General features: G+C 32.7%; 27 protein-coding genes and 1 other annotated feature. Of the genes, 23 read left to right on the forward strand and 4 right to left on the reverse strand.

What is annotated here, in order from left to right; genetic code table 11:
- Nucleotides 1–17: 17 nt before the first annotated feature.
- On the reverse strand, nt 18–947 hold the full coding sequence (locus FM121_RS03235; protein WP_086950714.1) for a helix-turn-helix transcriptional regulator: 930 nt from the start codon (nt 945–947) through the stop codon (nt 18–20).
- 81 nt (nt 948–1,028) lie between these two features.
- On the opposite strand from FM121_RS03235, the gene FM121_RS03240 reads away from it, so the two are divergent.
- The 8 genes from FM121_RS03240 to FM121_RS03275 all read left to right on the forward strand — a co-directional run bounded on the left by FM121_RS03240 (nt 1,029) and on the right by FM121_RS03275 (nt 9,101).
- Nucleotides 1,029–1,424 carry a GyrI-like domain-containing protein gene (locus FM121_RS03240; RefSeq protein ID WP_086950715.1) on the forward strand — a complete coding sequence of 132 codons (396 nt, stop codon included), beginning with the start codon at nt 1,029–1,031 and terminating at the stop codon, nt 1,422–1,424.
- A gap of 57 nt (nt 1,425–1,481) precedes the next feature.
- Nucleotides 1,482–1,730, forward strand: a binding site (T-box leader).
- A gap of 50 nt (nt 1,731–1,780) precedes the next feature.
- Nucleotides 1,781–2,980, forward strand: coding sequence for a M20 family metallopeptidase (locus FM121_RS03245; protein WP_086950716.1), 1,200 nt, complete (start codon nt 1,781–1,783; stop codon nt 2,978–2,980).
- Nucleotides 2,981–3,318: 338 nt separating this feature from the next.
- Nucleotides 3,319–3,651: a nucleotide pyrophosphohydrolase gene (locus tag FM121_RS03250; RefSeq protein ID WP_086950717.1), complete on the forward strand. Its 333-nt coding sequence runs from the start codon at nt 3,319–3,321 to the stop codon at nt 3,649–3,651.
- A gap of 367 nt (nt 3,652–4,018) precedes the next feature.
- Complete coding sequence (locus FM121_RS03255; RefSeq protein WP_086950718.1) at nt 4,019–4,900, forward strand: hypothetical protein; 882 nt, start codon at nt 4,019–4,021, stop codon at nt 4,898–4,900.
- 151 nt (nt 4,901–5,051) lie between these two features.
- Nucleotides 5,052–6,362 (forward strand): glycosyltransferase family 2 protein, encoded by a 1,311-nt coding sequence (locus FM121_RS03260; RefSeq protein WP_086950719.1) that lies wholly within the window; start codon nt 5,052–5,054, stop codon nt 6,360–6,362.
- A gap of 13 nt (nt 6,363–6,375) precedes the next feature.
- Nucleotides 6,376–7,488, forward strand: a complete 1,113-nt coding sequence (locus tag FM121_RS03265) for a glycosyl hydrolase family 8 (RefSeq protein ID WP_179203784.1) — start codon at nt 6,376–6,378, stop codon at nt 7,486–7,488.
- Nucleotides 7,489–7,597: 109 nt separating this feature from the next.
- Nucleotides 7,598–7,981 carry a GntR family transcriptional regulator gene (locus FM121_RS03270; RefSeq protein ID WP_086950721.1) on the forward strand — a complete coding sequence of 128 codons (384 nt, stop codon included), beginning with the start codon at nt 7,598–7,600 and terminating at the stop codon, nt 7,979–7,981.
- Nucleotides 7,974–9,101, forward strand: coding sequence for a DUF1648 domain-containing protein (locus FM121_RS03275; RefSeq protein WP_086950722.1), 1,128 nt, complete (start codon nt 7,974–7,976; stop codon nt 9,099–9,101). The genes FM121_RS03270 and FM121_RS03275 overlap by 8 nt, the downstream gene beginning before the upstream one ends.
- Nucleotides 9,102–9,484: 383 nt before the next feature.
- Here FM121_RS03275 and asnA read toward each other — a convergent pair whose 3' ends face one another.
- A complete protein-coding gene (asnA, locus tag FM121_RS03280) occupies nt 9,485–10,489 on the reverse strand; it encodes an aspartate--ammonia ligase (protein WP_086950723.1) in 1,005 nt (334 codons plus the stop codon).
- 213 nt (nt 10,490–10,702) lie between these two features.
- Here asnA and FM121_RS03285 point away from each other — a divergent pair, with 213 nt between their 5' ends.
- The 13 genes from FM121_RS03285 (at nt 10,703) to FM121_RS03345 (ending at nt 22,512) form a co-directional block, all read left to right on the forward strand.
- Nucleotides 10,703–11,629 carry an ABC transporter substrate-binding protein gene (locus FM121_RS03285; protein WP_086950724.1) on the forward strand — a complete coding sequence of 309 codons (927 nt, stop codon included), beginning with the start codon at nt 10,703–10,705 and terminating at the stop codon, nt 11,627–11,629.
- Between the two features lie 59 nt (nt 11,630–11,688).
- Nucleotides 11,689–12,708 (forward strand): FecCD family ABC transporter permease, encoded by a 1,020-nt coding sequence (locus tag FM121_RS03290; protein WP_086950725.1) that lies wholly within the window; start codon nt 11,689–11,691, stop codon nt 12,706–12,708.
- Nucleotides 12,705–13,709 (forward strand): FecCD family ABC transporter permease, encoded by a 1,005-nt coding sequence (locus FM121_RS03295; RefSeq protein WP_086950726.1) that lies wholly within the window; start codon nt 12,705–12,707, stop codon nt 13,707–13,709. The genes FM121_RS03290 and FM121_RS03295 overlap by 4 nt, the downstream gene beginning before the upstream one ends.
- A gap of 9 nt (nt 13,710–13,718) precedes the next feature.
- The gene (locus FM121_RS03300; RefSeq protein WP_086950727.1) at nt 13,719–14,504 is read left to right on the forward strand and encodes an ABC transporter ATP-binding protein; all 786 of its coding nucleotides are present in this window, start codon (nt 13,719–13,721) and stop codon (nt 14,502–14,504) included.
- Nucleotides 14,505–14,537: 33 nt separating this feature from the next.
- The gene (locus tag FM121_RS03305; protein ID WP_086950728.1) at nt 14,538–15,107 is read left to right on the forward strand and encodes an NUDIX hydrolase; all 570 of its coding nucleotides are present in this window, start codon (nt 14,538–14,540) and stop codon (nt 15,105–15,107) included.
- 71 nt (nt 15,108–15,178) lie between these two features.
- Nucleotides 15,179–15,625: a MarR family winged helix-turn-helix transcriptional regulator gene (locus tag FM121_RS03310; protein WP_086950729.1), complete on the forward strand. Its 447-nt coding sequence runs from the start codon at nt 15,179–15,181 to the stop codon at nt 15,623–15,625.
- 78 nt (nt 15,626–15,703) lie between these two features.
- Complete coding sequence (locus tag FM121_RS03315; RefSeq protein WP_086950730.1) at nt 15,704–17,038, forward strand: MFS transporter; 1,335 nt, start codon at nt 15,704–15,706, stop codon at nt 17,036–17,038.
- Between the two features lie 17 nt (nt 17,039–17,055).
- Nucleotides 17,056–17,958, forward strand: a complete 903-nt coding sequence (locus FM121_RS03320; protein WP_086950731.1) for a cation diffusion facilitator family transporter — start codon at nt 17,056–17,058, stop codon at nt 17,956–17,958.
- Between the two features lie 274 nt (nt 17,959–18,232).
- Nucleotides 18,233–19,132, forward strand: coding sequence for a phosphogluconate dehydrogenase (NAD(+)-dependent, decarboxylating) (gene gnd, locus FM121_RS03325; protein ID WP_086950732.1), 900 nt, complete (start codon nt 18,233–18,235; stop codon nt 19,130–19,132).
- Between the two features lie 199 nt (nt 19,133–19,331).
- Entirely contained in the window at nt 19,332–20,291 is a 960-nt protein-coding gene (gene rsgA / locus FM121_RS03330; RefSeq protein ID WP_086950733.1) for a ribosome small subunit-dependent GTPase A, read from the forward strand.
- A gap of 248 nt (nt 20,292–20,539) precedes the next feature.
- The gene (locus FM121_RS03335; RefSeq protein WP_086950734.1) at nt 20,540–21,232 is read left to right on the forward strand and encodes an MgtC/SapB family protein; all 693 of its coding nucleotides are present in this window, start codon (nt 20,540–20,542) and stop codon (nt 21,230–21,232) included.
- A 23-nt stretch (nt 21,233–21,255) separates the two neighbouring features.
- The gene (locus FM121_RS03340; RefSeq protein WP_086950735.1) at nt 21,256–22,113 is read left to right on the forward strand and encodes an ROK family protein; all 858 of its coding nucleotides are present in this window, start codon (nt 21,256–21,258) and stop codon (nt 22,111–22,113) included.
- Nucleotides 22,114–22,128: 15 nt separating this feature from the next.
- On the forward strand, nt 22,129–22,512 hold the full coding sequence (locus FM121_RS03345) for a RidA family protein (RefSeq protein WP_086950736.1): 384 nt from the start codon (nt 22,129–22,131) through the stop codon (nt 22,510–22,512).
- Nucleotides 22,513–22,586: 74 nt separating this feature from the next.
- Here the strand turns inward: FM121_RS03345 and FM121_RS03350 are convergent, their stop codons facing one another.
- The gene (locus FM121_RS03350; protein ID WP_086950737.1) at nt 22,587–23,774 is read right to left on the reverse strand and encodes an NADH-dependent flavin oxidoreductase; all 1,188 of its coding nucleotides are present in this window, start codon (nt 23,772–23,774) and stop codon (nt 22,587–22,589) included.
- Nucleotides 23,775–23,920: 146 nt separating this feature from the next.
- Between FM121_RS03350 and FM121_RS03355 the strand changes: the two genes are divergently transcribed.
- The gene (locus FM121_RS03355; protein WP_086950738.1) at nt 23,921–24,307 is read left to right on the forward strand and encodes a winged helix-turn-helix transcriptional regulator; all 387 of its coding nucleotides are present in this window, start codon (nt 23,921–23,923) and stop codon (nt 24,305–24,307) included.
- A complete protein-coding gene (locus FM121_RS03360; RefSeq protein ID WP_086950739.1) occupies nt 24,308–24,694 on the forward strand; it encodes a YbaN family protein in 387 nt (128 codons plus the stop codon).
- A 230-nt stretch (nt 24,695–24,924) separates the two neighbouring features.
- Here the strand turns inward: FM121_RS03360 and FM121_RS03365 are convergent, their stop codons facing one another.
- On the reverse strand, nt 24,925–25,332 hold the full coding sequence (locus tag FM121_RS03365) for a GNAT family N-acetyltransferase (RefSeq protein ID WP_086950740.1): 408 nt from the start codon (nt 25,330–25,332) through the stop codon (nt 24,925–24,927).

A 25,332-nucleotide genomic window follows, 5' to 3' on the forward strand; every position in this document is an offset into this window, starting at 1 on the left:
CGTGACGTTTTTTGAAATTAATTTCCGTATTTACTTTGTATTTTCTTTAAAAATTGAGAGAAGTCTGTTATCAAAAAACTAGGTGATAAAATAGTTATGGCGTTACCGAATGATAGCAAGTAGTTCATTAAAAAAGTTACTTCATCCGGATTAAACGTCCCGACTAAAAATGTTTGATTATTCTCAGTGATTAAATTAACTTGAGGGTATTTTCGATTTTTAAATAGCTTAATACTGTCGTTTTCAATCATTGCTTTAAAAGGAATTGTTTTAATTTGATGTTGGTATTTTTCTAATAAATGTTGTGTTGTTTCGTTTAAACAAGATTGATTAGAGTATCTAATTTCTTCAATAGCATCACAGCGAAATTTGCGGAAATCTTTTTTATCCATATCCCAACTAAGTAAATACCATTCCCCGTAATTTAGAATGAGTTGTAGAGGCTGAACATGTCGTTCTTCTTTTTTGTACCGGGTATAGTCGAAAAAAATGACTTGTTTCTCCAAAATAACTTGAAAAATACTGTTTAGTAAGGGGCAAGGCTCTGGTAATTGAAACTGATCAATAACGACCAATTGATCTAAATCGTCACTAACCAAACGATCTTTATCAGGAACAACTGACAGCAGTTTATTTTTTAATTCTGAATAAGATTGGTCAAAAGGTGTATCATTTAAATTTTTAAACAGTTGTAGAGTTAAAAATAAGGAGTACCATTCATTTTGATTAAAATAAAGAGGGGGTAAGCTATTGTTTTTAAGAACATGATAGCCTCCGTACCGACCTTTATCTACGGTAATAGGAGCACCAAGTTCTTCTAGGGATTCAATGTCTCGAATAGCTGTTCGTCTAGAAATAGCAAATTCAATCACTAAATCATTTAAATTAAATGTCTTTTTCTGATTAATAAAAAATAATTCAGCAATAAGCCGTTCGTTTTTTTTCATTTTCCCTCCAATAGTGACATCTTTTGTCACTTATTATCTTTATACTAAAAATATCACAAAAATAAGAAAAGGGGAAACAAGATGAATGAAGTAAATTTTCCAACAACAACTATTAAAGGTAAAAGAATTAGGACAGATAATCAGCATGTAGAAGAGATTGTTTCATTATGGATGGAAGTACCTCAAATGAATTTGATAGGAGAGCTTTACGCTGTTTACTATAATTATGAATCAGACCATAGAGGAAAGTATGATCTACTGATAGGCAGTAAAACGAGTCAATTAGCAGACAGTGTTGAATTATTAAAAGGAAATTATCTAGTGATAAACGTAGCTAAAGGAACACCAGAATTAATTGGAAAAACATGGCAAACTATTTGGTCAGATCAAGATATTTATCAAAAAAGAGCGTTTACGACAGATTTTGAGTGCTATTTAGAAAATGGTAGTGCAAAAATTTATTTAGCGATAAAGTGAATCAAGTTGACAAATGTTAGAAAATGATTAATAATACTCTTAACATATTTTAATAAATTAAAAACTGTGACGGGATAAGTAAAATAAGCGGCGATTTAAAGAGAGCTCATGTTGGTGGAAATTGAGTAATTGACGTTATTTGAAAATGGTCCTTGAGTTTCATTGAAGGTGAGTTGATTAACAAGCCGACAACGGGTTCGCCCGATAAAGCAATAGGAATCAGTATTTGGTTCTGAAACTAGAGGTGGAAAAATTATTTTCCATGAACTAAGGTGGTAACACGAAGCTCAAGCTTTCGTCCTTTACGGGATGGAGGCTTTTTTTGTTTATTAAAATATAAAAAGGAGGAAATTACCATGTCAGAAATCACAAAAATTCAATCATATATTAAAGAAAGTTTACCAACGTATCAAACCTTAGCGTTGGATATTCACGCTCATCCAGAAGTGAGTAATTATGAATTTTATTCGTCAGAAGTCTTAGTTAAACAATTAAAAATCGAAGGGTTTGAGGTAGCCTATGATGTTGCAGGGCATCGAACGGGATTTGATGCTAGGTATAAGTCAAATAAAGAAGGCCCAACATTAGTATTTTTGGCTGAATATGATGCGTTACCTGGTATTGGACACGCGTGTGGACATAACTTGTTTGGAACAACCTCTGTTTTAGCGGCTAGTGCATTGAAGCAAGTAATTGATGAAGTAGGCGGAGAGATTAGAGTCTATGGAACACCGGGAGAAGAAGGTGGAGAGAATGGTTCTGCTAAAGGAAGCTTTGTTAGAGAGGGATTTTTCAAAGATGTAGATGCAGCTCTTTGTGTTCACCCTTCGTACAAGTACGCTCGAACAACACCTTCGCTGGCAAATGATCCTGTAGATATTAAATTTTATGGACGTGCCTCTCATGCTTCTGCCGCGCCAGAAAAAGGAATCAATGCTCTAGATGCCGTGATTCAAACCTATAATGCGATTAACGCTTTAAGGGAACATTTGCCAACAGATGTGAGAATTCATGGTGTCATCACAGACGGTGGTGTCGCAGCAAACGTAGTCCCTGAATTTGCATCCGCAAGATTTTATTTACGAGCTGCCACACGAACTACTTTGAATGACGTTTATCAAAAGGTAGAGAATATTGTGAAGGGCTCAGCACTTCAAACGGGTTGTACATATGAATTTGGCTTATTTCAAAATTCTGTGGATGATACGATTGTAACGCCGAGCTTTGATGATGTATTTTTTGAAGAAGTCAGAACGTTAAAAATTAATGAAGAGGAAATTGAGTTGACTGAACCAACAAGTTTAGGATCAACAGATGTTGGTAATGTGAGCCAAGTAATTCCAACCATTCAACCGACTGTTTCAATTTCTGATGTGTATATAGCTGGACATAGCATTGAATTTAAAGAAGCATCTCGTAGTGAAAAAGGATTGAAATCGATTGGAATTGGGGCAGAACTATTGGCACGAACAGCATTAAAATTAGTTGTAGATAAATCTTTGTTAAAAAGTATACAAAAGGAGCATTCTGGTTTCTTATTAAAAAATAAAGTATGATTATCATCATTTTTACTTTTTGTGTCTTTTTAAAAGACAACAAATAAAAATTTTATGCTTAAAAAGAAAGTATACTATTAGTTGTAAGGGAAATGATATTTAAATCGTTAGGAGATAAATATCAATAAAATATTATAGAGATATTTTTTGAGTAGGGAATACAGGGGACAAAAAATAGTTAATCTAATATTTAAAAAAAGAATTCACACTGCCTATTCAGAGGTGGTGTCTTTTTTTATAACTGATATAAAATGAAAATCGTGATATTATTAAAAGACAAAAATAGATTGATGTTCCTAAACAAACTGATAGATTAGAAATTGAAAGGAAGTATGAATATGGACACACAAAAGACAATGGATAAAATTAATATTTTCAGAGAAGAAAGAGATTGGCGTCAATTTCATAATGAAAAGGATTTAGCAATTTCTATTTCACTTGAAGCAAATGAATTATTAGAGATTTATCAATGGCGAGAGGCTAGTATTGCTAATCTTGACCGTGAGCATTTAAAAGAAGAATTAGCAGACGTGTTAATTTATTCTTATATGATGGCGGATAATTTAGGTTTTGATATTAATCAGATTATTGAAGAAAAAATAGTAAAAAACGCCATAAAATATCCTGTTGAAAAATGCTTAGAAAAAAATAAACAAAGAAAAACAAGTTAAAAATGACTTGTTTTTTTATTATAAAAAATATTCTTTAAAAGTTATTTATTACACTTTATAATCTACCTATAATAAAAAAGATGTCATTGCTTATTTAAAATAAGTGATTGCGAAAATAGTAAAAAAAGATGATAATTACTAATTTGTTTGTTTTTGTTGAGAATAGTAAAAAAAATATAATAAAAAAAACGTCGTTATTTAATATAAAAATGAAAATTAATAATAGCTTATTAGTAATTTAGTGTGGTAGATTAGTAGATACTGTTAAGTAACTTTGTGAATTTTATAAAAATAAAAAGGAGGCTATTTTTAAGTAACATTAAAGGGGATAATTTTTATACAGAAAAATGAGTAATAAGGGGAAAAAATGAAATTATTAAATAAACATGAACAAAAGGTACCTTTAGAAATAGGGGTGTTTATTTTGTTGTCTTTTTGCGCGCTTCAAAATGTGTTACTCCATGACAATGTTAGTTTAGAAGTTTTTATTTTTGCAAATATTATCTCGTTGATGGGGATTATTTTAGGTTTTTTAGGTTCATCAGCGATGATTTTAAGTTCTAATATTATTATTGTATCAGTTAGTTTATTTTTATTATTCTTCCAACCAATCGTTATGGTAATACCATTGAAATTGTTTTTTGTACTAAGCATACCTGTCTATAGTATTATGTCATACGGAGTTAGTCGCTCAATCATGATGAGAAAAAAATTAATTTCTGGTAGAAAAGACATAGTACGCTATTTAAATAACACGGATGGCATAACTGGATTAAGATCAGAGTATTCTTTTTATAAAAAATTTGAACAATTTACTCAATCTTTATTGATTCATCAATTTGATGATGAGCGTCAACTAGGTTTGGCAATGTTCCAAGTCGCTTTTTTTGAGCAATATGTATACCAAGATGAACGAGCAACAGAAAAAATTTTAAAAGAAATTACTGAAACATTAGTGTACACACGATACCCAGAAGAATTATTTTTTTATTTAGGGAAAGGTGTTTTTATTACTTTATCTACTATGAACCAAACTGAACAAGAAATGGCTTTATGGGAAAAAAAGAATGCTGTTACACAAACACAGATGAGTCAGATTCCCTATTATGGTCAAGAAACAACCCATGATTTAACGATAAAAATGGGTGAACTTATTCTTTCTGCAAATGACTTGTTAACAGAAGAACAAGCATTAAGCCAATTGTACCGTCGCTCTGAAGCAGATTTATCTGCTGAATATATTGTTTAAGGAGAATACTTATGAATAGTATTGGTTATTTATTTTTAAAGTTAAGTCATATTATGACAATTTTATTTTTTGTTGTCTCTATTCTTTTATTTAGTGCTTTAATCTTAATTAAAACAAGAGTATGGAAATATTTTAAAAGGAGAAATTTTTAGTGGGAAAATTATTAATTATTTTTGCTTTAATTTCTATTTGGTTATCTGTAGGAATTACAATTATTATATTGTTTGGAGCAATTAAATACTTACTAAAACTATTAAAATCACCTAAAAATGAGACGTTACCATTAAAAGAAACACCCGTTGTCACTATTATAGTTCCTGCGCATAATGAAGAGTTGGTTATTGCGGATACGGTTAAATCACTTCTTAATCTAAACTATCCTAAAGGATGCTTAGAAATTAAAGTGGTAGCAGATAATTGTACGGATCAAACGTATCAAGTGATTAATGATGTTATCGAACAGAGCCAATTAAAAGATATAAATATAGAGGTTATAAATCGCAAAGGAACTGGTGGTAAAGCTGGTGTTTTAAATGATATGTTAAAAGAAGCAACAGGCGAATGGATTTGTGTGTATGATGCAGATGCTATGCCAGAAAGAAATGCTCTTTATTTTTTAATACAAAAAGCGTTAGAAGATAAGGAAAACTATGGCGCTGTTTTTGGCAGAAATAAGACAAGAAATTATAAACAAAATTTTTTAACACGATGTATTAACCTAGAAATTATCACTACACAGCGTATTCACCATACTGGGATGTGGGAGTTATTTAAAATTGGTCGAATTCCTGGTACAAATTTTATTATTAAGACAGATTTTGTAAAAGAAATCGGTGGTTGGGACAATGGAGCATTGACAGAAGATACTGCTATTTCGTTTAAAATTATGGAAAGTGGTAAGTTAATTGCTTTAGCTCCTCATTCTGAAGCGTTTCAACAAGAACCTGAAACTCTAAAGGCTTATTATTATCAGAGAAAAAGATGGGCAAAAGGAAATTACGAAGTTATCTTAGAAAATTTTAAGCATCTTTTTAATCGAAGTAATTGGCGGATTAAATTAGAAATTTTATATTATACAAGTACTTTTTTCTGGTTTAATATTTCTATATTGGTTTCAAACTTTTTGTTTTTAAGTAATTTAATAGCCTTTTTTATACGCCTCTTTGATCCAACTTTTATTATACCTTTTACTTTTGGTGGTTCTAATCGGCAAATAGCATCTGTATTATTAGTTAATTGGGGACTGATGTTTATAATTTACTTATTACAGATTAATATAGCTTTAGTAAGTCAATATGGACAAGGTACTACAGAGAATATCGTCTACTCCATTGCTACCTATTTTACATATGCACAATTTTTTATTGTGATAGCAACGGGTGCTTTTTTCTCTATAATTGGTGATAAATTATTAAAACGTGATGGTTCGATTTGGTATAAAACACAGCGTTTTAACGATTAGAATAGGAGAAAAAATGAAGAAAAAACCTTTATTAGTTTGGTTTATTTTTGGCGTATCCTTAATTGGCTACATTGTGATATTAAAAATGAGTATTCAAAAAAATGATACTGATCAAGAAGAAAAGATGTTTCATGATTGGTATGATTCTTATGTATTAAAAAATAAATATGGCTCTTTTGTTAATACATCTAATAATAAAAAAAAGCCGATTGCTCTTTCAGAAGGGCAAGGTTATGGACTTGTTATTACAGTGTTGGCTGGAGAAAAAGGATATGCTAAGGAAGCACAATTTAATGAGCTGTTGACTTATTATGACCATTTCAAAGTATCAGAAATCAATGGTCTGATGAAATGGAAACAAGAAATAATTAATGGAAAATGGCAATCAGTGGATAATAACAATGCAACAGATGGTGATTTAGACATTGCGTATGCTTTATTTAAAGCAGCAGAAGTTTGGCCAAATTCAAAAGTAAACTACCAAAAAAAAGCACTAACAATTTTAACTAGTATTAAAAAAAATAATTATAATGACAAGACAGAGGTTTTAACAGTAGGAAATTGGGCAACAAATTCAAAATTTTATGCTAATCTATTTCGATCATCTGATGTGATGCCGCTCTATTTTGATTTATTCTTTGAAAAAACAAATGATTTATTTTGGATAAAAATTAAAGAAAACTCACTCGATTTATTGACCGAATTAAGTAATGGCAGTCAATCAGGACTTATTCCAGATTTTGCTTGGATTAGTCAAAAAGGTGTTAAACCAGCTGAATCCAGAGATGTGACGGCTGAAACAGATGGTGATTATGGCTATAATTCGTTACGAATACCTTTAAGGTTAGCTAATTCGGAAGATGAAAAAGCAAAAGAGTTAACTTATAAATTATTAACTTTTTTTGCTAATCAAAATCAAGTTAAATCAGGTTATTCTTTGGAAGGAAAACCGCTGACTGATTATCCCTCAGTTAGTTATTCAGCACCCTTATTATTAGCTAGTGAAAATCAATCAGAGTTTTCTGGCGTGTTTTCAGATGCAAGTTGGATTATGTATGAACCCACCACAGGTGATAATTATTATGGTGATAGCTTAAAAGTTTTAGCTGTTCTGCAATTAAAATGATGAAAAAATAAGTTTAGTTACTCCTAATCGGGATAGCTAAACTTTTTTGTTATAGTTGACATATAACGATTTTTGTTATACTATGTATATAACAAAAAGAGGTGATGACATGATTATTGAAATAGATATGGCTAGTGAGACGCCAATCTACACGCAACTTGTGTATCAAATAAAATTAGGGATTGTTAGAGGAAGAATGCATGCAGGTGATAGTTTGCCAAGTGTAAGAAGTTTAGCTGGAGATATTGGAATTAATCTACATACAGTTAATAAAGCCTATAAAGTCTTAGTAGGGGAAGGTGTATTAACTCAAGTTAAAAAAGGTTATGAAATTTCTCGAGAGACACCACCAAAGATTAGTGAGACTTATAAGGAAGAATTTAAAGAAAAATTATTCGATTTAATGATCGATGCTAACGTATTTGATATCGATGTGGATATGTTGTTAGAAGAGATGAAGATAAAGCTAAAAGGAGATGAGCAACATGATTAATTTGATACAATTAATAATTTTAAATATGATGATTGGTTTATTACTTGGTATAACACCATTTATTAGTATTGAAAGTATGCCCTTTGGTATCAGTTTACCAGTTAATAACCAAACAAAAGATATGATTAAACACCAGAAAAAAGGATATTTCATATTAAATATGGGAATTAGCTTCATCTTAACTTTAGTTATCGTAACAATCGGTATGACTCAAAAAGAGTTAGATCTAGAAAAATTGATTTATATTAGTATTGGCGGTTTGTTTATTCAATTGTTTGTTTCATTATTAGCTTATGTGATGAAAAATAAACAATTAAAAACATACAAAAAAACATTAGTAAGTAATCAAGTACAAGTGAAAAAAGTATTGGTGGATTTGTCTTTTAGAGAAGAAAAAATAATATTTCCAACTAGTTATTTAGTGGCATTAAATTTTATTTTTATTATTCTTACTGTAGGATATACCGTGCTGCATTTTCAAGAAATTCCAGAAACATTTGTAACAAAATGGGATGCTAGTATGAATCCTGTTCAATGGAGCCAAAAAAGTTGGGCATCAGTGCTAGCAATTCCTGCTATGCAACTTTTTATTACCTTTGTTATGGGAATAGCTAACTATTCGTTTTTAAAAGCAAAGCAACAGATTGATGTAAATCATCCTGAACAATCTGTCGCTCAAAATAAAGCGTTTAGAAAAAAATCATCTCTAATGAATTTCGTTATTTCAGGTATGATCCAAATTTTACTAATGTTTGTTCAAATGTCCACAGTTTTTCAGATAATCACACCTCAAATGATGATGATTTTATCAATTATATTTACAGTCTTATTACTTGGCTTAGTCCTATGGTTGTCTTTTGTTTATGGTCAAAGAGGAAGTCGATTGAAAAAAGTATCTAAATCAACGGGAAAAATCGATATTAATAACATGACACAGACGTTTGACGAAGACAGTCACTGGAAGTGGGGCTTAGTTTATTTTAATCCTGAAGATCCATCTGTTTGGGTTGAAAAACGAATGGGAATCGGTATTACAACAAATTTCGCTAGGTGGCAAACTTGGGTATTTATGACTAGTTTGATTGTTCTACCTATTGTTATTGTTTTATTAATGAGTTAAAAAAACGTGGTGAGAAAAGCGTTTAACTCCAAGCAACTGGAGGAACTTTTAACTAATTCGCGTTTTTCGAATTCTTTATAAGTTTTGAAGTTGCCGCAGGAGTTGCTTTTTGAACCCAAACTAAAAAAGTGTGGTGAGAAAAGCGTTTAACTCCTGTTGATTGGAACAGACTTTTTAACCACTGACTAGTAAAGAATAGTCATATAAATAAGGGGCTGTGACATAAGTAAGTCATGGCCTCTTATTTATACGACTAAACAGCGTCATAGAAGTAGCTTCTTCGGAAGTAAGCCGAAAATCACACAAATTTCAAAAGCAATTTTTGTGATTTCCTTCTTATCTATTGAAGATGAACACTTCTGTCACAGTCTCTGACTTATTTTTTATAGCAATGAAATGTTTCCTCTACATGCGTTAATTGTTTCTTCATCCCAAAGTGATACTTGGACTTCACCGATATGAGCTTTTTCTAAAAGTAACATGCACATGCGGCTTTGCCCGATACCACCACCAATTGTTAATGGTAATTCTTGATTAATCACTTGTTGATGGTAAGGATATTTTAATCGTGCATTAGCATTGGCTTTTTCTAATTGTTCAAGTAAAGCTTTATCATCTACACGAATTCCCATACTAGATAATTCCATAGCGCATTGCAAAGGCTCATGCCAGAAGAGTAAATCTCCATTTAACGACCAATCATCGTAATCAGGTGAGCGGTTATCATGGGGTTGTCCATTTTTAAGAATATCTCCGATTTGTAAGATGAAGGTAGTGGTGTTTTCCTTCACATAAGCATGTTCTCTTTCTTTAGATGTTAAATCGGGATATAAATCTGCCAGTTCCTGACTAGTTACAAAAGCAATATTTGTATCAATAGCTGTATGGACACTTGGGTATTTAGTGTGTAAACGGCTAGCAGTCTCAGACATCGCATTGACAAGGCCTTGGACCGTTTCTTTTAAATATGCCATTGTACGTTGTTCCTTAGTTATAACTCGCTCCCAGTCCCATTGATCTACATAAATAGAGTGTAAATTATCTAATTCTTCATCACGTCTGATGGCATTCATGTCGGCATAAAGCCCATTTCCAGAATGAAAATCGTATTGTTTTAAAGCAACACGTTTCCATTTTGCTAAAGAATGAACAACTTCTCCATTATCTTCTAGAGCAGGGACATCAAAAGTAACAGGACGCTCGCTTCCACTTAAATTATCATTTAACCCTGAACGCTCGTCGACGAATAAGGGCGCTGAAACGCGCTTTAACTTTAAGCTGCCAGTCAAAGCTTCTTCAAAACATCGTTTGATAAAACCAATAGCAGTCTGTGTATCGTAAATATTCAATGTAGATTTATATCCTTTAGGAATAATCGTTTTTTCCATAGTTAGTAACAACCCCTCTAATTATTTTACTGATTATTGTATCATACAATAACTTATTCTAAAAAGAAGTTTCAATTTATCTAATTAATTTGGTTGATTTTCCAAATAAAAACGCTATAATTGATAGTGAGTTTCATTATCAATTAGTAACAAGCGTATTTTTTTAAATACACTTGTTAAGGAATGATCATGTAATAATAAGGGGGAGTTATCATGTGGAAAAAAATTATATCGTTATTGGGTCTAAGTCTAGTGACGATTTTATTAGTAAGTTGTCAATCAGGAAGTCAAACTGAGATAGAGAAGACAACTAAAGTAGTAGAAACAGAGATGGGAAAAGTAGAAGTGCCGATGAAACCAAAAAATGTGTTGGTTAACTGGTATATTCATGATGTTGTTTCTTTAGGTGTGACACCAGTTGGTTATCAAGGTTGGGCACAAGAGGCAATGCCTAAATATAAAGAAATGAAAGAAATTCCAGTAATTGAAAAATGGGAAAAGGAAGAGTTACTTTCTTATGAGCCAGATTTGATTATTTCTTATGATAAAGAAGACTTTAAAAAGTTTTCTAAAATTGCACCGGTGATTGTTATTTCGGAAAAAATGACCTCAGAAGAACGGTTGAAGTTTTTGGGAGAAATACTAGGAAAAGAAAAAGAAGCAGAAGAAATCATTAAAGAGTTTAACCAAAAATTATCAAGATCAAAAGAATCATTTGCAAAAGAAGAGTTTAAAGGTAAAACATTTAGTATCTTTGAGGATTGGGGTAGTGGTTCTTATGGTGTTTACTATGAAACCGGTTCTCGTGGTGGTAAGCTACTGTATGACTATATCGGTTTAACTTATCCGGATAAACTGAAAGAACTTGTTAAAAAAACATCACAAACAAGAGAAGGTTTATCTTATGAGGTGGCAGCTGATTATTTTGGTGATTACATTATTTGGTTTTTACAACCCGGGTTTAAAGAATCGGAGTTTCAAAAAACTAAAATTTGGGAGACAATTCCTGCTGTGAAGGAAAATCGAGTGTTGATTGTCCCTGGTGAATTGAATGGCATATTTTATTACTCAGATGTTTTAAGTATGAGCCATCAGTTAGATTATTTTACTAGTAATTTCGATAAATTAGTACAGAAATAAAAAATTAGGTTGCTATCTTGAGTTATAAAGAAGCAACCTATTTTTGAGGAGATGAAAAAATGGACGCCATTAAAAAGAACAAAGGATCGGCAAATTTTATTTTTTATATGACAATTGGCTTATTTATATTGGCATTTGTTTGCTTACTGTCTATTTCCTTTGGAGCAGCAGAAATGACTCTAAAAACAGCGTGGCAGGCTATTTTTTCTTTTGATCCTAATGTAACAGATCATCAAACAATTATGACGCTACGTTTGCCAAGAACAGTGGCAGACATCATTGTAGGTGCGAGTCTAGCTGTTTGTGGGGCAATTATGCAAGGGACAACAAAGAATCCATTAGCAGATTCTGGTTTAATGGGAATTAGCTCAGGTGCGACTTTTTCAATGGCAGTTGTATTAGCATTGTTTCCTTATTTTAGTTATTTTCAAATGCTATTAATTTCTTTTGTAGGAGCAAGTTTAACAACAGTTTTAACTTATTTTGTAGCTTCTTCGGGTAAGAAAGGGATGACACCGCAGAGATTAGTTTTAGCGGGAATTTCGATTTCAATGTTATTTGGGGCAATGAGTAGTTACTTTTCAATTAAATATAATCTGGGTCATGCTTTAATGTATTTCACCGCTGGAGGAACAGCAGGAGCTAAGTGGCATGAACTTTTGATTATTATTCCTTTTTGTTTGGTTGGTCTAGTGTTATCTGTTATATTGTCTCCGTCAGTTACACTGCTAAGTCTAGGAGAAGAAGTGGCGGTCGGATTAGGCTTAAATATTAAACGAGTGAAAATTCTTTCAACAATTATTGTTCTTGTTTTGACAGGACTTTCAGTTGTTGTTATTGGTCCTGTTAGTTTTGTAGGCTTAATTGTTCCTCATATCGTTCGTTACTTTGTAGGAGTCGATTATCGGTATATCATTCCAGCGAGTATTTTATATGGCGCTGTGTTCACGGTTGCTGCTGATGTTATTGGACGAGTAATAAATCGCCCATTTGAAACCCCAATTGGCATTATTTTTTCCTTAATTGGTGTTCCGTTCTTCTTATATTTAGTGAGAAAAGAAGGGCGTGAGTTTGAATGAAAAAAAATATAAATAAAAAAATAATTATTTTAGTTATTTTAATCGGGATAACGTTCGTTATAAGTGTCCTAAGTATTAATTCAGGAAAAATGAGTGTTTCTCCTGGTGATGTTTGGCAAGTTATATTAGGGAAAGGCACAGCTCAGCAACAATTAATTGTTTTTGAATTTCGGATTCCAAGAATTATACTGGCCATTTTTGTTGGAATAGGAATGGGAATTTCTGGTGTTATCATGCAAAGCCTATTAAAAAATGATATGGCTAGCCCTGGGACATTAGGAATCAGTTCTGGATCAGGTTTGTTTGTTTTAATTTATATTGTGGTGTTTCATTCAGAAAGTGTCTTTTCAGCTTATGCTTTACCTATTTTATCTTTTATTGGTGGTATTTTATCAGCATTACTCATTTTTTTCTTATCGTATAAACGAAACAGAGACATGTCTCCTACAACACTTATTCTGACAGGTGTCGCAGTGGGAAGTGGCTATAGTGCATTAACCACGATGTTAAGCTTGAAGATGGATGAAAGGCAAATGGACTTTATTCAAAAATGGCAAGCTGGAAATCTGTGGGGAGATGATTGGCTTTATTTGAAAGTTTTGATTCCGTGGGTGACGCTTTTAGTGATTTATACTATATATAAATCACAAGTCTTAAATGCTATCCATTTAGGTGATGAAACAGCGAAAGGCTTAGGTGTTTCAGTAAAAAAAGAATTTATTATTTTAATGTTAGTAGCTGTGGCATTATCTTCGGGTAGTGTTGCTTTAGGTGGAAATTTTTTCTTTGTGGGAATGATAGCTCCTCATATTGCGAGAAAATTAGTTGGAGCCAATCATTTTTATGTGTTGCCCTCAGCTGGCTTGATTGGTGCGATAATTATTCTTTTAGCCGATACAATTACTCGCTCACTTAATTTAGGTAGTGATGTCCCAACAGGTATTGTTATCACTGTTCTAAGTACGCCATACTTTTTATATTTATTATCAAAATCAGATTAGGAGAAGACGATGAACCGAATAGAAACGAAAAAATTAACGATTGCTTATGATGATCAAGTTATTGTAGACTCTTTAGATTTGGTCATTCCAAAAGGAAAAGTAACATCAATTATTGGACCTAATGGGTGTGGTAAATCAACTATCTTAAAAACAATTGGTCGAATTTTGAAAAAAAAATCTGGAATGGTTTATTTGGATGGAGAAGATATTTCTAAAGCTTCAACAAAGGAAATTGCTCAAAAAATGGCGATTTTACCACAATCGCCGACAGCACCAAGTGGATTAACGGTTCAGGAATTAGTTTCGTATGGACGCTTTCCTCATCAAAAAGGATTTGGTAAACTGGATACAGAAGATAAGAAACTAATTGAATGGGCGATAGACGTAACCAAATTAACGCATTTTAAAAATAGAGAAATAGATAGTTTGTCTGGTGGACAAAGACAACGCGTTTGGATTGCTATGGCTTTGGCACAACAGACTGAACTTATCCTTTTAGACGAACCAACAACTTATTTGGATATGGCACATCAATTGGAAATATTAGAATTGCTAGACAACTTAAATAAAAACCAAGGCTGTACGATTGTGATGGTTTTACACGATCTTAATTTAGCCTCTCGATTTTCTGATTATTTAGTTGCTGTTAATCAAGGTGAAATCAGAGCGGTTGGTTCTGCTAAGGAAGTTATTACAAAAGAAGTACTTAGGAATGTTTTCCAAATCAATGCAACAATTGTGGAAGAGCCGATAAATCAATATCCAGTTTGTCTAACATATGACTTAATAAAATAGGAGTAATGTTAAGTAGAAGGAGTGGTTATTACAATGCGAACTAATTTAATTAACGAATTAGAATTGTATCAAGCATTTAATGAACAAGAAGAAATGGATCGGAAAATTATTTTAAATGCTTTGCTATCAGAACCATTAATTTTTGAAAGAAGTGAGTTAACCAAGCATATAACTTCCTCTGCTTGGGTGGTTAATCCCGAAAAAACAAAAGTATTAATGGCTTATCATAATATCTATGATTCATGGGCTTGGCTAGGTGGTCACGCTGACGGAGAGGAAGACTTACTTAAAGTTGCTTTAAAAGAAGTCGCAGAGGAAAGTGGTCTAAAAGAAATTAAACCTTTAAACCAAGCCATTTTTTCTTTAGAGGTTCTGACAGTAGATGGTCATGTAAAAAAAGATATTTATGTTCCTTCGCATTTGCATTTAAATATTACCTATCTAATTGAAGCAAATGAACAAGAGGTATTAATAATAAAAGAAGATGAAAATAGTGATGTCGCTTGGTTTAACTTAGACGAAGCAATTGAAGCTTCTAATGAGGTTTGGTTTAGAGACAATGTCTATAAAAAACTTAATAGTAAATTGAGAAAACTAAAGTAGGTTAACTTTAACTACTTTAGTTTTTTTGTGATATGATTAGTTTGACTAACTAAATAAAAGGAGATGAAATAATGGTAGACAATGTTAATTTTGATATTTATCAAACGTTACATGCTATTTCAAGAGACATGCACCACTTGGCTCATTATATTGGTGGTAGACAAGGTGAAATGCAGGATTTAGGCAGAAGTTTAAATTTTATTCGAAAAAATAAAAGGGTGACCTCTAAAAATTTGGCTAATTATTATCAGATTAAATCTTCGTCGGTTACAGTTAAAGTTAATAAAATGATTGAGCAAGGATACATTGATAAGACAAGAGATACAGAAGACTTAAGAGTCTATTATTTAATGTTAACAAAAAAAGGTGAAGAAAAATGTCATGAGATTAACGAAAGTACTCAACTTCTAATTAAAGATCTTTTTGATGATTTAACAACGAATCAAAAATTAGTATTATTAGATGAGTTACAGACAATTGAAGGCAAGTTAGTGGAAAAGAAAAAAAACTGGGAATAAAAATGTTGACATTTTAAGAATATGGCTCTAAAATATACTTAGTTAGACTAACTAAATATATTTTAGGCGGGATTTTAAATGACGAAAAGAAATGTGATTTTTTTTGCTTTATTAATGGTGACTGCTTTAGCAGCTATAGAAGGAACAATTATTGCAACGGTAGCCAGTTCAATTGTTACGTCAATGGGTAGTCCAGAACTAATAGGTTTAGTTTTTTCAGTATATCTTTTGTTTAGTGGTGTTTTTTCATTATTATTTGGTAAGTTAGCAGATTCTTGGAGTAAGAAAGGAACGTTAGTCTCTGGCTTAATTATTTTTTCTGTCTTTTCTTTACTTTGTGGCTTTGCAAATAGTATGACGATGTTAATTATTTTTCGAGCATGTCAAGGGATTGGTGCAGGGGCAATAGTTCCAGTTTCTAGGGCAATGGTAGGCTTCTTGTTTGACACTAAAGAGTCTCGAGCAAAAGCTCAAAGTATTGAGAGTTCAATTTGGGGAATTGCTGGTTTAGTGGGTCCTTTTTTAGGTGGGATGATTTTAAATTATTTCAGTTGGCGCTTTGTTTTTTTCCTTAATGTGCCCTTAACAATTGTGGCTATTATTCTATTACTCATATTTGTAGATGAACCTCAAAAGGATCAAGCGATATCTTTGGATTATTTAGGAAGCTTTTACCTTTTGGCAGCTTCAATGGCGCTTTTTGGTAGCTTATATACTAAGCAACTTTCAATGATAATTGTATTGTGTGTGATAACACTTATTGGTTTTTATTTATGGTTTAGAAGAGAAAAAAAAGCTAGTGGCAATGGTTTAGTGGATATTCAAGTTCTTAAAAATAAACATGTGTTAAAAATCAATTTATTAACATTAACCACTGGTATGATAGCTGCAGGAGTAAATGCTTATTTACCGCTCTGGGGTCAAGAGATGATGCAAATGACACCATTAAAGGCAGGAGCACTCTTAACTCCATTTCTTATCTTTTGGACATGTGGCACAGTGATGAATACTTATTTAATCAAAAAAATGACCATTAAAACAAATTTACTAGTAGGTGCTATTTTTTTATTTTTAGGAACACTTTTATTAAATATTGTGGTATATTTTCCAGAAAATATGATGTTTATCGTCTTAGGATTAATTGGGATAGGGATGGGGATTACAGTCTCGTCTATGATGATTTATTTGCAGTTTAATGCACCCAAAAGTTCACTTGGAAGTGTAATGGGAATGAATTCTTTTGTCCTTATGATGTCTAAGTCGATTGGTGTGGCTCTATTGGGAGCAGTTTATGGAAAAAATTGGACATTATTTGGTTATGGAAATAGTTTTAATTTAATTTTTATACTAATTTTATTTTTAGCATGCCAAGCAAGTTATCTTGTGCGAAAGTTACCACAAAGTAATGTCTAGAGTGAGGAGTAGATAAGATGAAACCGACAGTAACTAACCGTAAAAAATATGTAGATAACACCATTAAAAGTATTAAAATTGCTTATGTTAATTTGATTGTTCTTGTGATTGTTTTTATTGTTGAAGTAATGATTGCACAAATAAGTGGTTCAAAAGCACTGTTAGCAGCCAGCTTCAATAATTTATCCAGTATTATTATTGCTATGGGGATAATTCTCGGACTTAAAGTGGCATTAAAAGATCCATCTCATTCTCATAGTAAAGGCTATCAACAGTTTGAAACCTTAGGTAATTTATTCAGTTCTTTTGTGATGTTTTTAATGTCAGTCTACATTGTGATTGAGGGGATAAAATCAGTTTATGCTTCTTTTTCTAAAAAGGGAATACCACCTTCTGAATTACCAATTTTTATCGCATTAGGAGCAGGAGTCATTATGCTTGTTGTTTATTTATTTAATTCAAGGTTTCATCAAAAAATTAGTAATAATGCAGTGAATACGTTAAAGAAGGATTCTCTTAGTGATTTTTTGATGAATATTGGAACAGCAGCAGGTTTATTTTTAACGTTGAGAATTCATCCAGTTTTTGATGGTCTAACAGCTGTATTTTTAGGAATTGTCTTAGTCCATATGTCTTACATGATTGTCAAAGAAAATGTTTTTTATCTGTCAGGTGGCTTTGATCCGGAAATGATTGTTAATTATCATCATGTGATTGAGAGGTTGTCAGGTGTGGAAAGAATTGTGGATATTACCGGGAAAATGTTTGGTGATGCGATTGCTGTGGATATCACCATTGAAGTGGATAAAAAACTAACGATTGAAGAAGCCGCTTTAATTACAGAAAATATCGAGTATGAGCTAACAAGTCGTTTTGACATTTTTGATGTGGATGTCCAGGTGAAACCTAAAAGGAGTTGAGAAATGAAGTTGTTTCTTAATTCCTTTTTCATGTCTTCAAAAAAATGCTTTTTATAAAAAGTCAGAAAAACAAGAAAACGTTATCAGTTGAGAAGGTAATAAAGATATTTATCATAATAATAAAGGTTGTTTCAACTTAAAAAGAATAATAAAAGTACAAAAAACTTAATTATAAGATATAATTGAGTTTTTTATCTATTAGTGATAGAATTCATTTTTGTAAGCAACAAAATACAATACATTAAAATAGTATTGAACTTTATTGGGGGAAGAAATGAAAATTAAAATTATTGGTTTAGGTAAAATGGGTTTAAATTTAGTGAGTAATCTTGTAAGAAACGATCATGATGTGGTGTGTTATGATATTAATGAGGAGTCGAGAAAAGCAGCTAAAGAACTGGGAGCTAATCCAACTGAAGATTTAGTTTCTTTTTTTAATGTAAATAAAGAAGAAAATAATACGTATTGGATGATGTTGCCTTCAGGAAAAGTTACTGAAGAAATGATTTTAAGCTGTCGAGCTAACTTGAAGATAGGAGATATTTTGATTGATGGTGGAAACTCTAAGTTTGCGGATAGTATTCATCATTATCATTTATTAAAAGAAAAAGGAATTCATTTCCTAGATGTGGGAACATCGGGTGGAATGAGTGGCGCAAGAGATGGTGCCTGTATGATGGTTGGTGGAGATCCTGCTATCTTTACTAAGGTTGAAAACTTATTTAAAGATCTATGTGTAGATAAAGGTTATTTGTATTGTGGTCAAGCTGGCAGTGGTCATTATTTAAAAATGGTACATAACGGAATTGAGTATGGCATGATGCAGGCAATTGGAGAAGGATTTAATTTACTACATCATTCTCGTTATGATTATAATTTGGAAGAAGTTGCTCGAGTGTTCAATAATGGCTCAGTGGTTCGTAGTTGGTTAATGGAATTAACGGAGAAAGCATTACAAGAAAATCCAAGGATGGAAGGTATTAGCGGACAAGTTCCTTCATCTGGTGAAGGTAAGTGGACGGTGGAAGAGATGTTAGAGTTGGGCCAATCAGCACCAGTTATTACACAGTCCCTACTAACCCGTTATGCTTCTATGGATGAAGAAAAATATGGAGAGAAAGTTATTGCTTCATTAAGGAATCAATTTGGTGGACATGTGATACCAAAGGAATAAAAAGATAAATGGAAATTAGTCTTATATTTATATTCATATTTATAATTATAAGGAACTCATGATATAATGAAAAGGCGCAGAGATTGCGACAATTTTTTTTGAAAAGGAGAGATGTTTTATGAGCTATTTAGCAAAGTTAGTAAACAATAATGGAGGTTTCTCTTTTTAGTGTAAACCTCTGAATTTAATGGAGGGTTTCATGGAAAAACAAAAAGGTATTGTCGTATTTCAAGGACAAGATATATCAAAAATAAAATTATCAAACGGTTCATTAATTACAGGTCGAGTATCTGGAAAATTTAGAAATCATGTAGAACAACCTAGTGATTATCCAGTGGTTGGAGATATGGTGTCAGGCAAACTATCAGATGTAGATCAAATGATTATTGATGAGGTACTACCCAGAAAAAGTTTCTTACAAAGAAAAGTCGCTGGTAATCGACAAGATGAACAAGGAATTGCTGCTAATGTCGATACAGTATTTATAACAACCAGCGTTAATGAGGAATTTAATTTATCGAGATTAGAGCGATTTACAACGATTGTTTGGGACAGTGGAGCTATACCTGTCTTAGTTTTAACTAAAACCGATTTGGTATCAGAGAACAAACTAAAGACTTTAATAGAGGAGTTAGAATCTTATTTTTATGGAATACCTGTTCTTACAACCAATCGTTATGCAGACATCCATAGTAGGATATTATCCTTTTTAAGACCTGATGAAATTGTTACTTTCATCGGCTCATCAGGAGTGGGCAAGTCAACGCTTTTAAATCAATTACTAGATGAAGAAGTTCAAGAAACAAAAACAATTAGAGAAGATGACGCTAGAGGAAAACACACGACAACTAGTCGTCATTTATTTACTTTACCAAATGGTTGCATGATTATTGATACACCGGGAATGAGAGAAGTAGGGTTAGAAACGATATCTGTTAGTGCGTTTGATCATCAATACCAAGTTATTTATGATTTAGCAAGTACTTGTCGATTTTCAGATTGTCAGCATCAAACAGAACCAGGATGTCAGGTAAAAAAAGCTTTAGAATCTGGTGAATTAGATCAAATTCTTTTTAAGAGTTATTTAAAAATGGGACGAGAATTGGCATTTTTGAAGCAAAAAGAAGCTAATCGCGAGAGAAAGGAAAAGCGTAAATAAATTTTAGTTTGATGAGAGACTGATGTGATAAAATATCAGTCTTTTTCTTATGTTGTGAATAATTTTGATAATCAGGAATAAAAAATCAATTCCTTTAGTAATTTCAAGCAATTCAAAAAAAGGATGGTTCATGCATTTTTCCGGTTGCGTGGAGCTAAACGCCTTTTTCACTACTCTAGTTGAGAAGATAAAATAATACCTTTATAATAAAAGGTAGTTTAAAAATAGCTGATAGGATGTGGATGTAAATGACTCTTTTAGAAATCAGTCAAAGATTATTACTAGCCGTTCTGATGTCTGGGGCGATTGGGTTTGATCGTGAATTTAAAAGTCGTCCAGCGGGCATGCGAACACATATATTAGTTTGTGTTGGTGCTGCGATGATAGCGTTGTTACAAACAGAAATTTATCTAGATGTACTAAATCAAATTACAGCCAACCAAGAATTAGCAACGGTTCTTAAAATTGATCAAACACGCTTGATTGCTCAAGTGATTAGTGGAATTGGTTTTTTAGGAGCTGGAACAATAATTGTCACCAAACGTTCTATTGCTGGATTGACCACTGCAGCATCTCTTTGGACAGTTGCTTGTTTAGGTTTAACCATAGGAATGGGGCATTATAAATTAAGTTTGATTGGTTTTATTGTTATTCAGTTAACGCTCTCTTTACTAAATAAAGTGATTGTCGTGCCATCGGTTAAAAATCTGGAAGTGAGATATAGCCATCGAGCAGAAACTAAAGAATTTATTTCAAACCACTTTAATGAGAATAACGTTACTGTAAAGGGGACAAATGTTTACGTTGAAATAGAAAATAATCGAAGAATCTACACGACGACTTATACAATAGAAATGCCTAAAAATTATAATGTCTATGAATTAATTGAAGATTTATCGACCCATGAGAATATGTTGAAAATACGATTGGTGGATTTGTAGTAAAGTTGATTAGGAGGTTGTTTATGAAATTAGTTATAGATATTGGTGGTACAAGTATTAAGTATGCACTGTGTGAACATGGAAAACTATCGGAGATAAAACAGGTTAACTCACCTCAAAAATGGGAAGCGATGATAGTTGTGTTTAAAGAAATATTAGCAGAATATAAGGAAGAATTTTCAGAAGTTATTTCCGTTAATATCAGTGTTCCAGGCGTTCCAAACAAAGAAACAGGTCGAATTGATGGAGCAAGTTCTCTTCATTATCTACACGAAGTGGCATTTCTATCAGAGTTATCAACTATATTTAAGCGCCCTATTTATTTTGAAAATGATGCTAATTGCGCTAGTTTAGCTGAGTTGCACTTTGGAGCAGGTCAAGGGTGTCAAGATATGCTCTTTTTAATAATTGGAACTGGTATTGGTGGGACGGTGATTTATGATCGAACCATTCAAAAAGGGCGGCATCATTTTGCCGGAGAATTTGGTATGATGTTAGTAGATGGGCGACGTGAATGGGCAGAACTTGGATCGACGGTTCATATGGCTAGGAAAGTTTCAAAAGAACTAGGGTATAAAGTTGATGGTAAAGAAGCTTTTGAATTGGCTAAAAAGGGAAATCAGATAGCCCAAAAACAGGTAGAGGAGCTTTATTTTTACTTGGCATTAGGTATTTATAATTTACAATACATTTTAGATCCGGAAGTCATTATTATTGGTGGTGGTATTTCAGCTCAACCTGAGTTAGTGAGTGAAATAGAGCAACAATTACAAAAAATCATGACATTCGGACAGCGTTCGCCTTTATTTCCAAAAGTAGAGGTTTGTAAATTTGGTAATGATGCCAATTTAATTGGTGCTTCTATGATAGAAAAACATTAGTAGAGGAGGAATAGTATGAGTCGAAAAACATATACAGGTGAAGGTGTTTCAGTTTCAGGACCTTATTCTCATGCTGCAGATGCAGGAAGTACCATCTTTTTTTCAGGCCAAGTGGCAAAAAATGCACCAGATTATAAAGAAGTAACGGGAAGTATAGAGGAGCAAACAAAACAGTGTTTTAAAAATTTAGAGAAAGTCCTAAATACAGCCAATGCAACGTTTTCTGATGTAGTCAAAGTAAATGTGTATCTAACAACGATGAAAAATTTTCAAGGAATGAATGCTGTTTATGAAACAGTTTTTAGTGAACCATACCCAGCCAGAACATGTGTCGCAGTTAAAGAACTACCATTAGAAGCGGATATTGAAATTGAATTGGTTGTTTATAAAGAGTGGTGAAAATCGCGTTTGGCTCCAAACAACTGGAACTAAAAAAAGAGCAACTGACTCCAAAATTGTCAGTTGCTCTTTTTTTACATTTTCTTCTCAATACCTTCCATTGGAGCTAGTTGATTTTGATAATTAGCATACTCATCAGGATCAGTTGTAAAATGCATCACTGAACGGAAAGCTACCTTTAAATACTCTTGTGTCACTTTTGGAATTCGTAATTCGTCTAAATCAAGTGGACTAATTTGCGTTCTAATACTAGCTTCATCTTGCGTCATTACCTTTTGTACCCACTTAGGTTCACGAAGGAATTCACGACCAATCGCCACTAAATCAGCACCGAGTTCTAAAACTTCATCCGCTTGCTCTGGATGTTCCACAGAACCAATTCCGATTAAGGGAATATCACCATTGATTGTTTTAGTAAAATGTTTAATGATTGGTGTTTTATCATCAGAATTATTAATCGAAGTTCGTTTGTAATCACCCATCGATAAGTGTAAATAATCAATTTTATCTTTTATTTTTTCAGAAAAATAAAGAGTATCTTCTAGTCTTATACCTGGTGTTTCAACTTCTTCTGGGGAAACACGGTAGCCAAGTAAGAATGGTTTTGTGGCATAAGTATCAATTGCTTTTTGAACTCCTTCAATCACTCTTAAAGCAAACGTCATGCGTTGATCACGAGAGCCACCCCACTCATCATTGCGACGGTTAGAATGTTCTGAGTAGAATTGTTGAAGTAAATAAGTATTGGCGCCGTGTAGCTCAATTCCGTCAAATCCAGCGATAATGGCTCTTCTTGTTGCTTCGCTAAAATCAGAAATAATTTGTTCGATCTCTTCATGGGTTAATTCACGAGGTGTTTCTGAATTTGTAGGAAACTCAGCAGCAATTGCACTAGCACTTACTGTTTTTTCACCTCGTAAAATTTTAGAAGTTGATTTACGTCCAGCATGGAAAATTTGCAGAACAGCTTTACTTCCATTTTTCTTCAAAACGGAGGCTAACTGTGTTAAACCATCAATCATGTTATCATGAGCCACAGATAATTCTCCTTCAAATCCCTTACCACTATCACTTACATTAGCTACAGCGGTAATAATCATACCAGGTCCACCAGATCTTGCTTCATAGTAATCTAGCTCATCTTGGGTTAACATGCCATTATGGAAACTCGCCATAGTGGTCATAGGAGCCATTGCAATTTTATTTTTTAGCATCATCCCATTGTTGAAAGTGTAAGAATTAAGAAATTGATAATTTGTCATATTGTTTTCTCCTTTGTTAAGTTCTTAAAAGATTGTCAGTATTTCTTTATGTATGTTAGTATAATCCCATTAAGATAAAAAAATAAGTACGCACAAAAGAGTGCTATAATTACTAAAAAGTACCTAATGAGTCAGGACGGTAAAAAATGGCAAAAAAAATTTATCAATTAGGAATAGAAGCAACCTTAGATGTGATTGGTGGCAAATGGAAGCCAGTTATTTTATGTCATTTAGGGCATGATAGATTGCGATCAGGTGAGTTAAAAAAACGAATCCCTGGTGTGACTCAAAAAATGTTAACTCAGCAACTAAGAGAATTAGAGGAAGATGGGATTGTAGCAAGAGAAGTTTTTAATCAAGTGCCACCTAAAGTGATCTATTCTCTAACAGATGAAGGTAGAAGCTTACGAGATATTTTAGTCGCTATGTCTGTTTGGGGCGAAGAAAAAGTTGCTAAAGCCAGAGAAAACGGGGAAGATATCCAAATAATACATAATAATCATAGTGGTTATTTAGAAATGGAGAATCAGTAAATGAAGAAAATTATATTTTTTATTTTAGGTTGTTTAACTTTTGTTTTAGGAACAATTGGTTTATTTTTACCAGTCCTACCGACAGTTCCATTTTATTTAGCAACATCTTTTTTGTGGGTTAATAGTTCTCAAAAATGGCATGACTACTTTACGCAGACAACTTGGTATAAAACCCATATGCAAGGCATTATTGAAAATAGAGAAATGAGTTCAAGCCAACTTAGAAAAATATTAGGAATCGTCTTTGTAACGCTTGGTATTCCGTTTTTATTAGTTGATTCACTGATTATGAGAATTGTTTTGGCGACTGTGTTTATTGCTCATTGTATCTTTTTACCCATGTATTTTAAGAAGAAAGAAAAAGTGGTGGAGGAAAATAATTTTTAATAAAACGACTCAGTCTATGGTTATTTAATTAACAAGCTCTCTTCTAAATAATCGAGGCTGACCCAAATGTCAGTCTCATTTTTATTTATATGAATAATTTTTAATAGTCAGGGGATAAAAAGTCTGCTCTCACGACAACTTCACCAAAAATGATCAATCAAAAAGACCGGATGTTCATTTTTGCCTCCAGTTGCTCAGAGCAAAACAACTTTTGCCCACCCTCATTTTTATTACCTTTCAATCACCGTAAACATCCCCGTCATATTGGGAGAATAATCTTTAAAAGTATACTTCTTATAAAATGATTCGTTTCCTTCTGATGCAAACAAACCGACAAAAGCTTTATCGGGTGCGTTTTCTTTTAAATAATCCATAAGTTCTCTCATAATCAAATGCCCAATGCCTTGTTTTTGATAGTCAGGATGAACCACAATATCTTGGATATAAAAATAAATGGCGCCATCTCCAATAATGCGCCCCATCCCAATTATTTTTTCATTTTCTTTAATGGTTATCCCAAAAATCGAGTGTTTAAGTGATAATTCAGCCGCTTCAAAATTCATAACCTCAGCCCAACCAACAGCAGAACATAGTGTTTGATAGCCAGATAAACTGGGGATTTCTTTTATTATTTCCAT

Origin of the sequence: Vagococcus fluvialis bH819, from assembly GCF_900163795.1 — a bacterium.
Lineage (GTDB): Bacteria > Bacillota > Bacilli > Lactobacillales > Vagococcaceae > Vagococcus > Vagococcus fluvialis_A.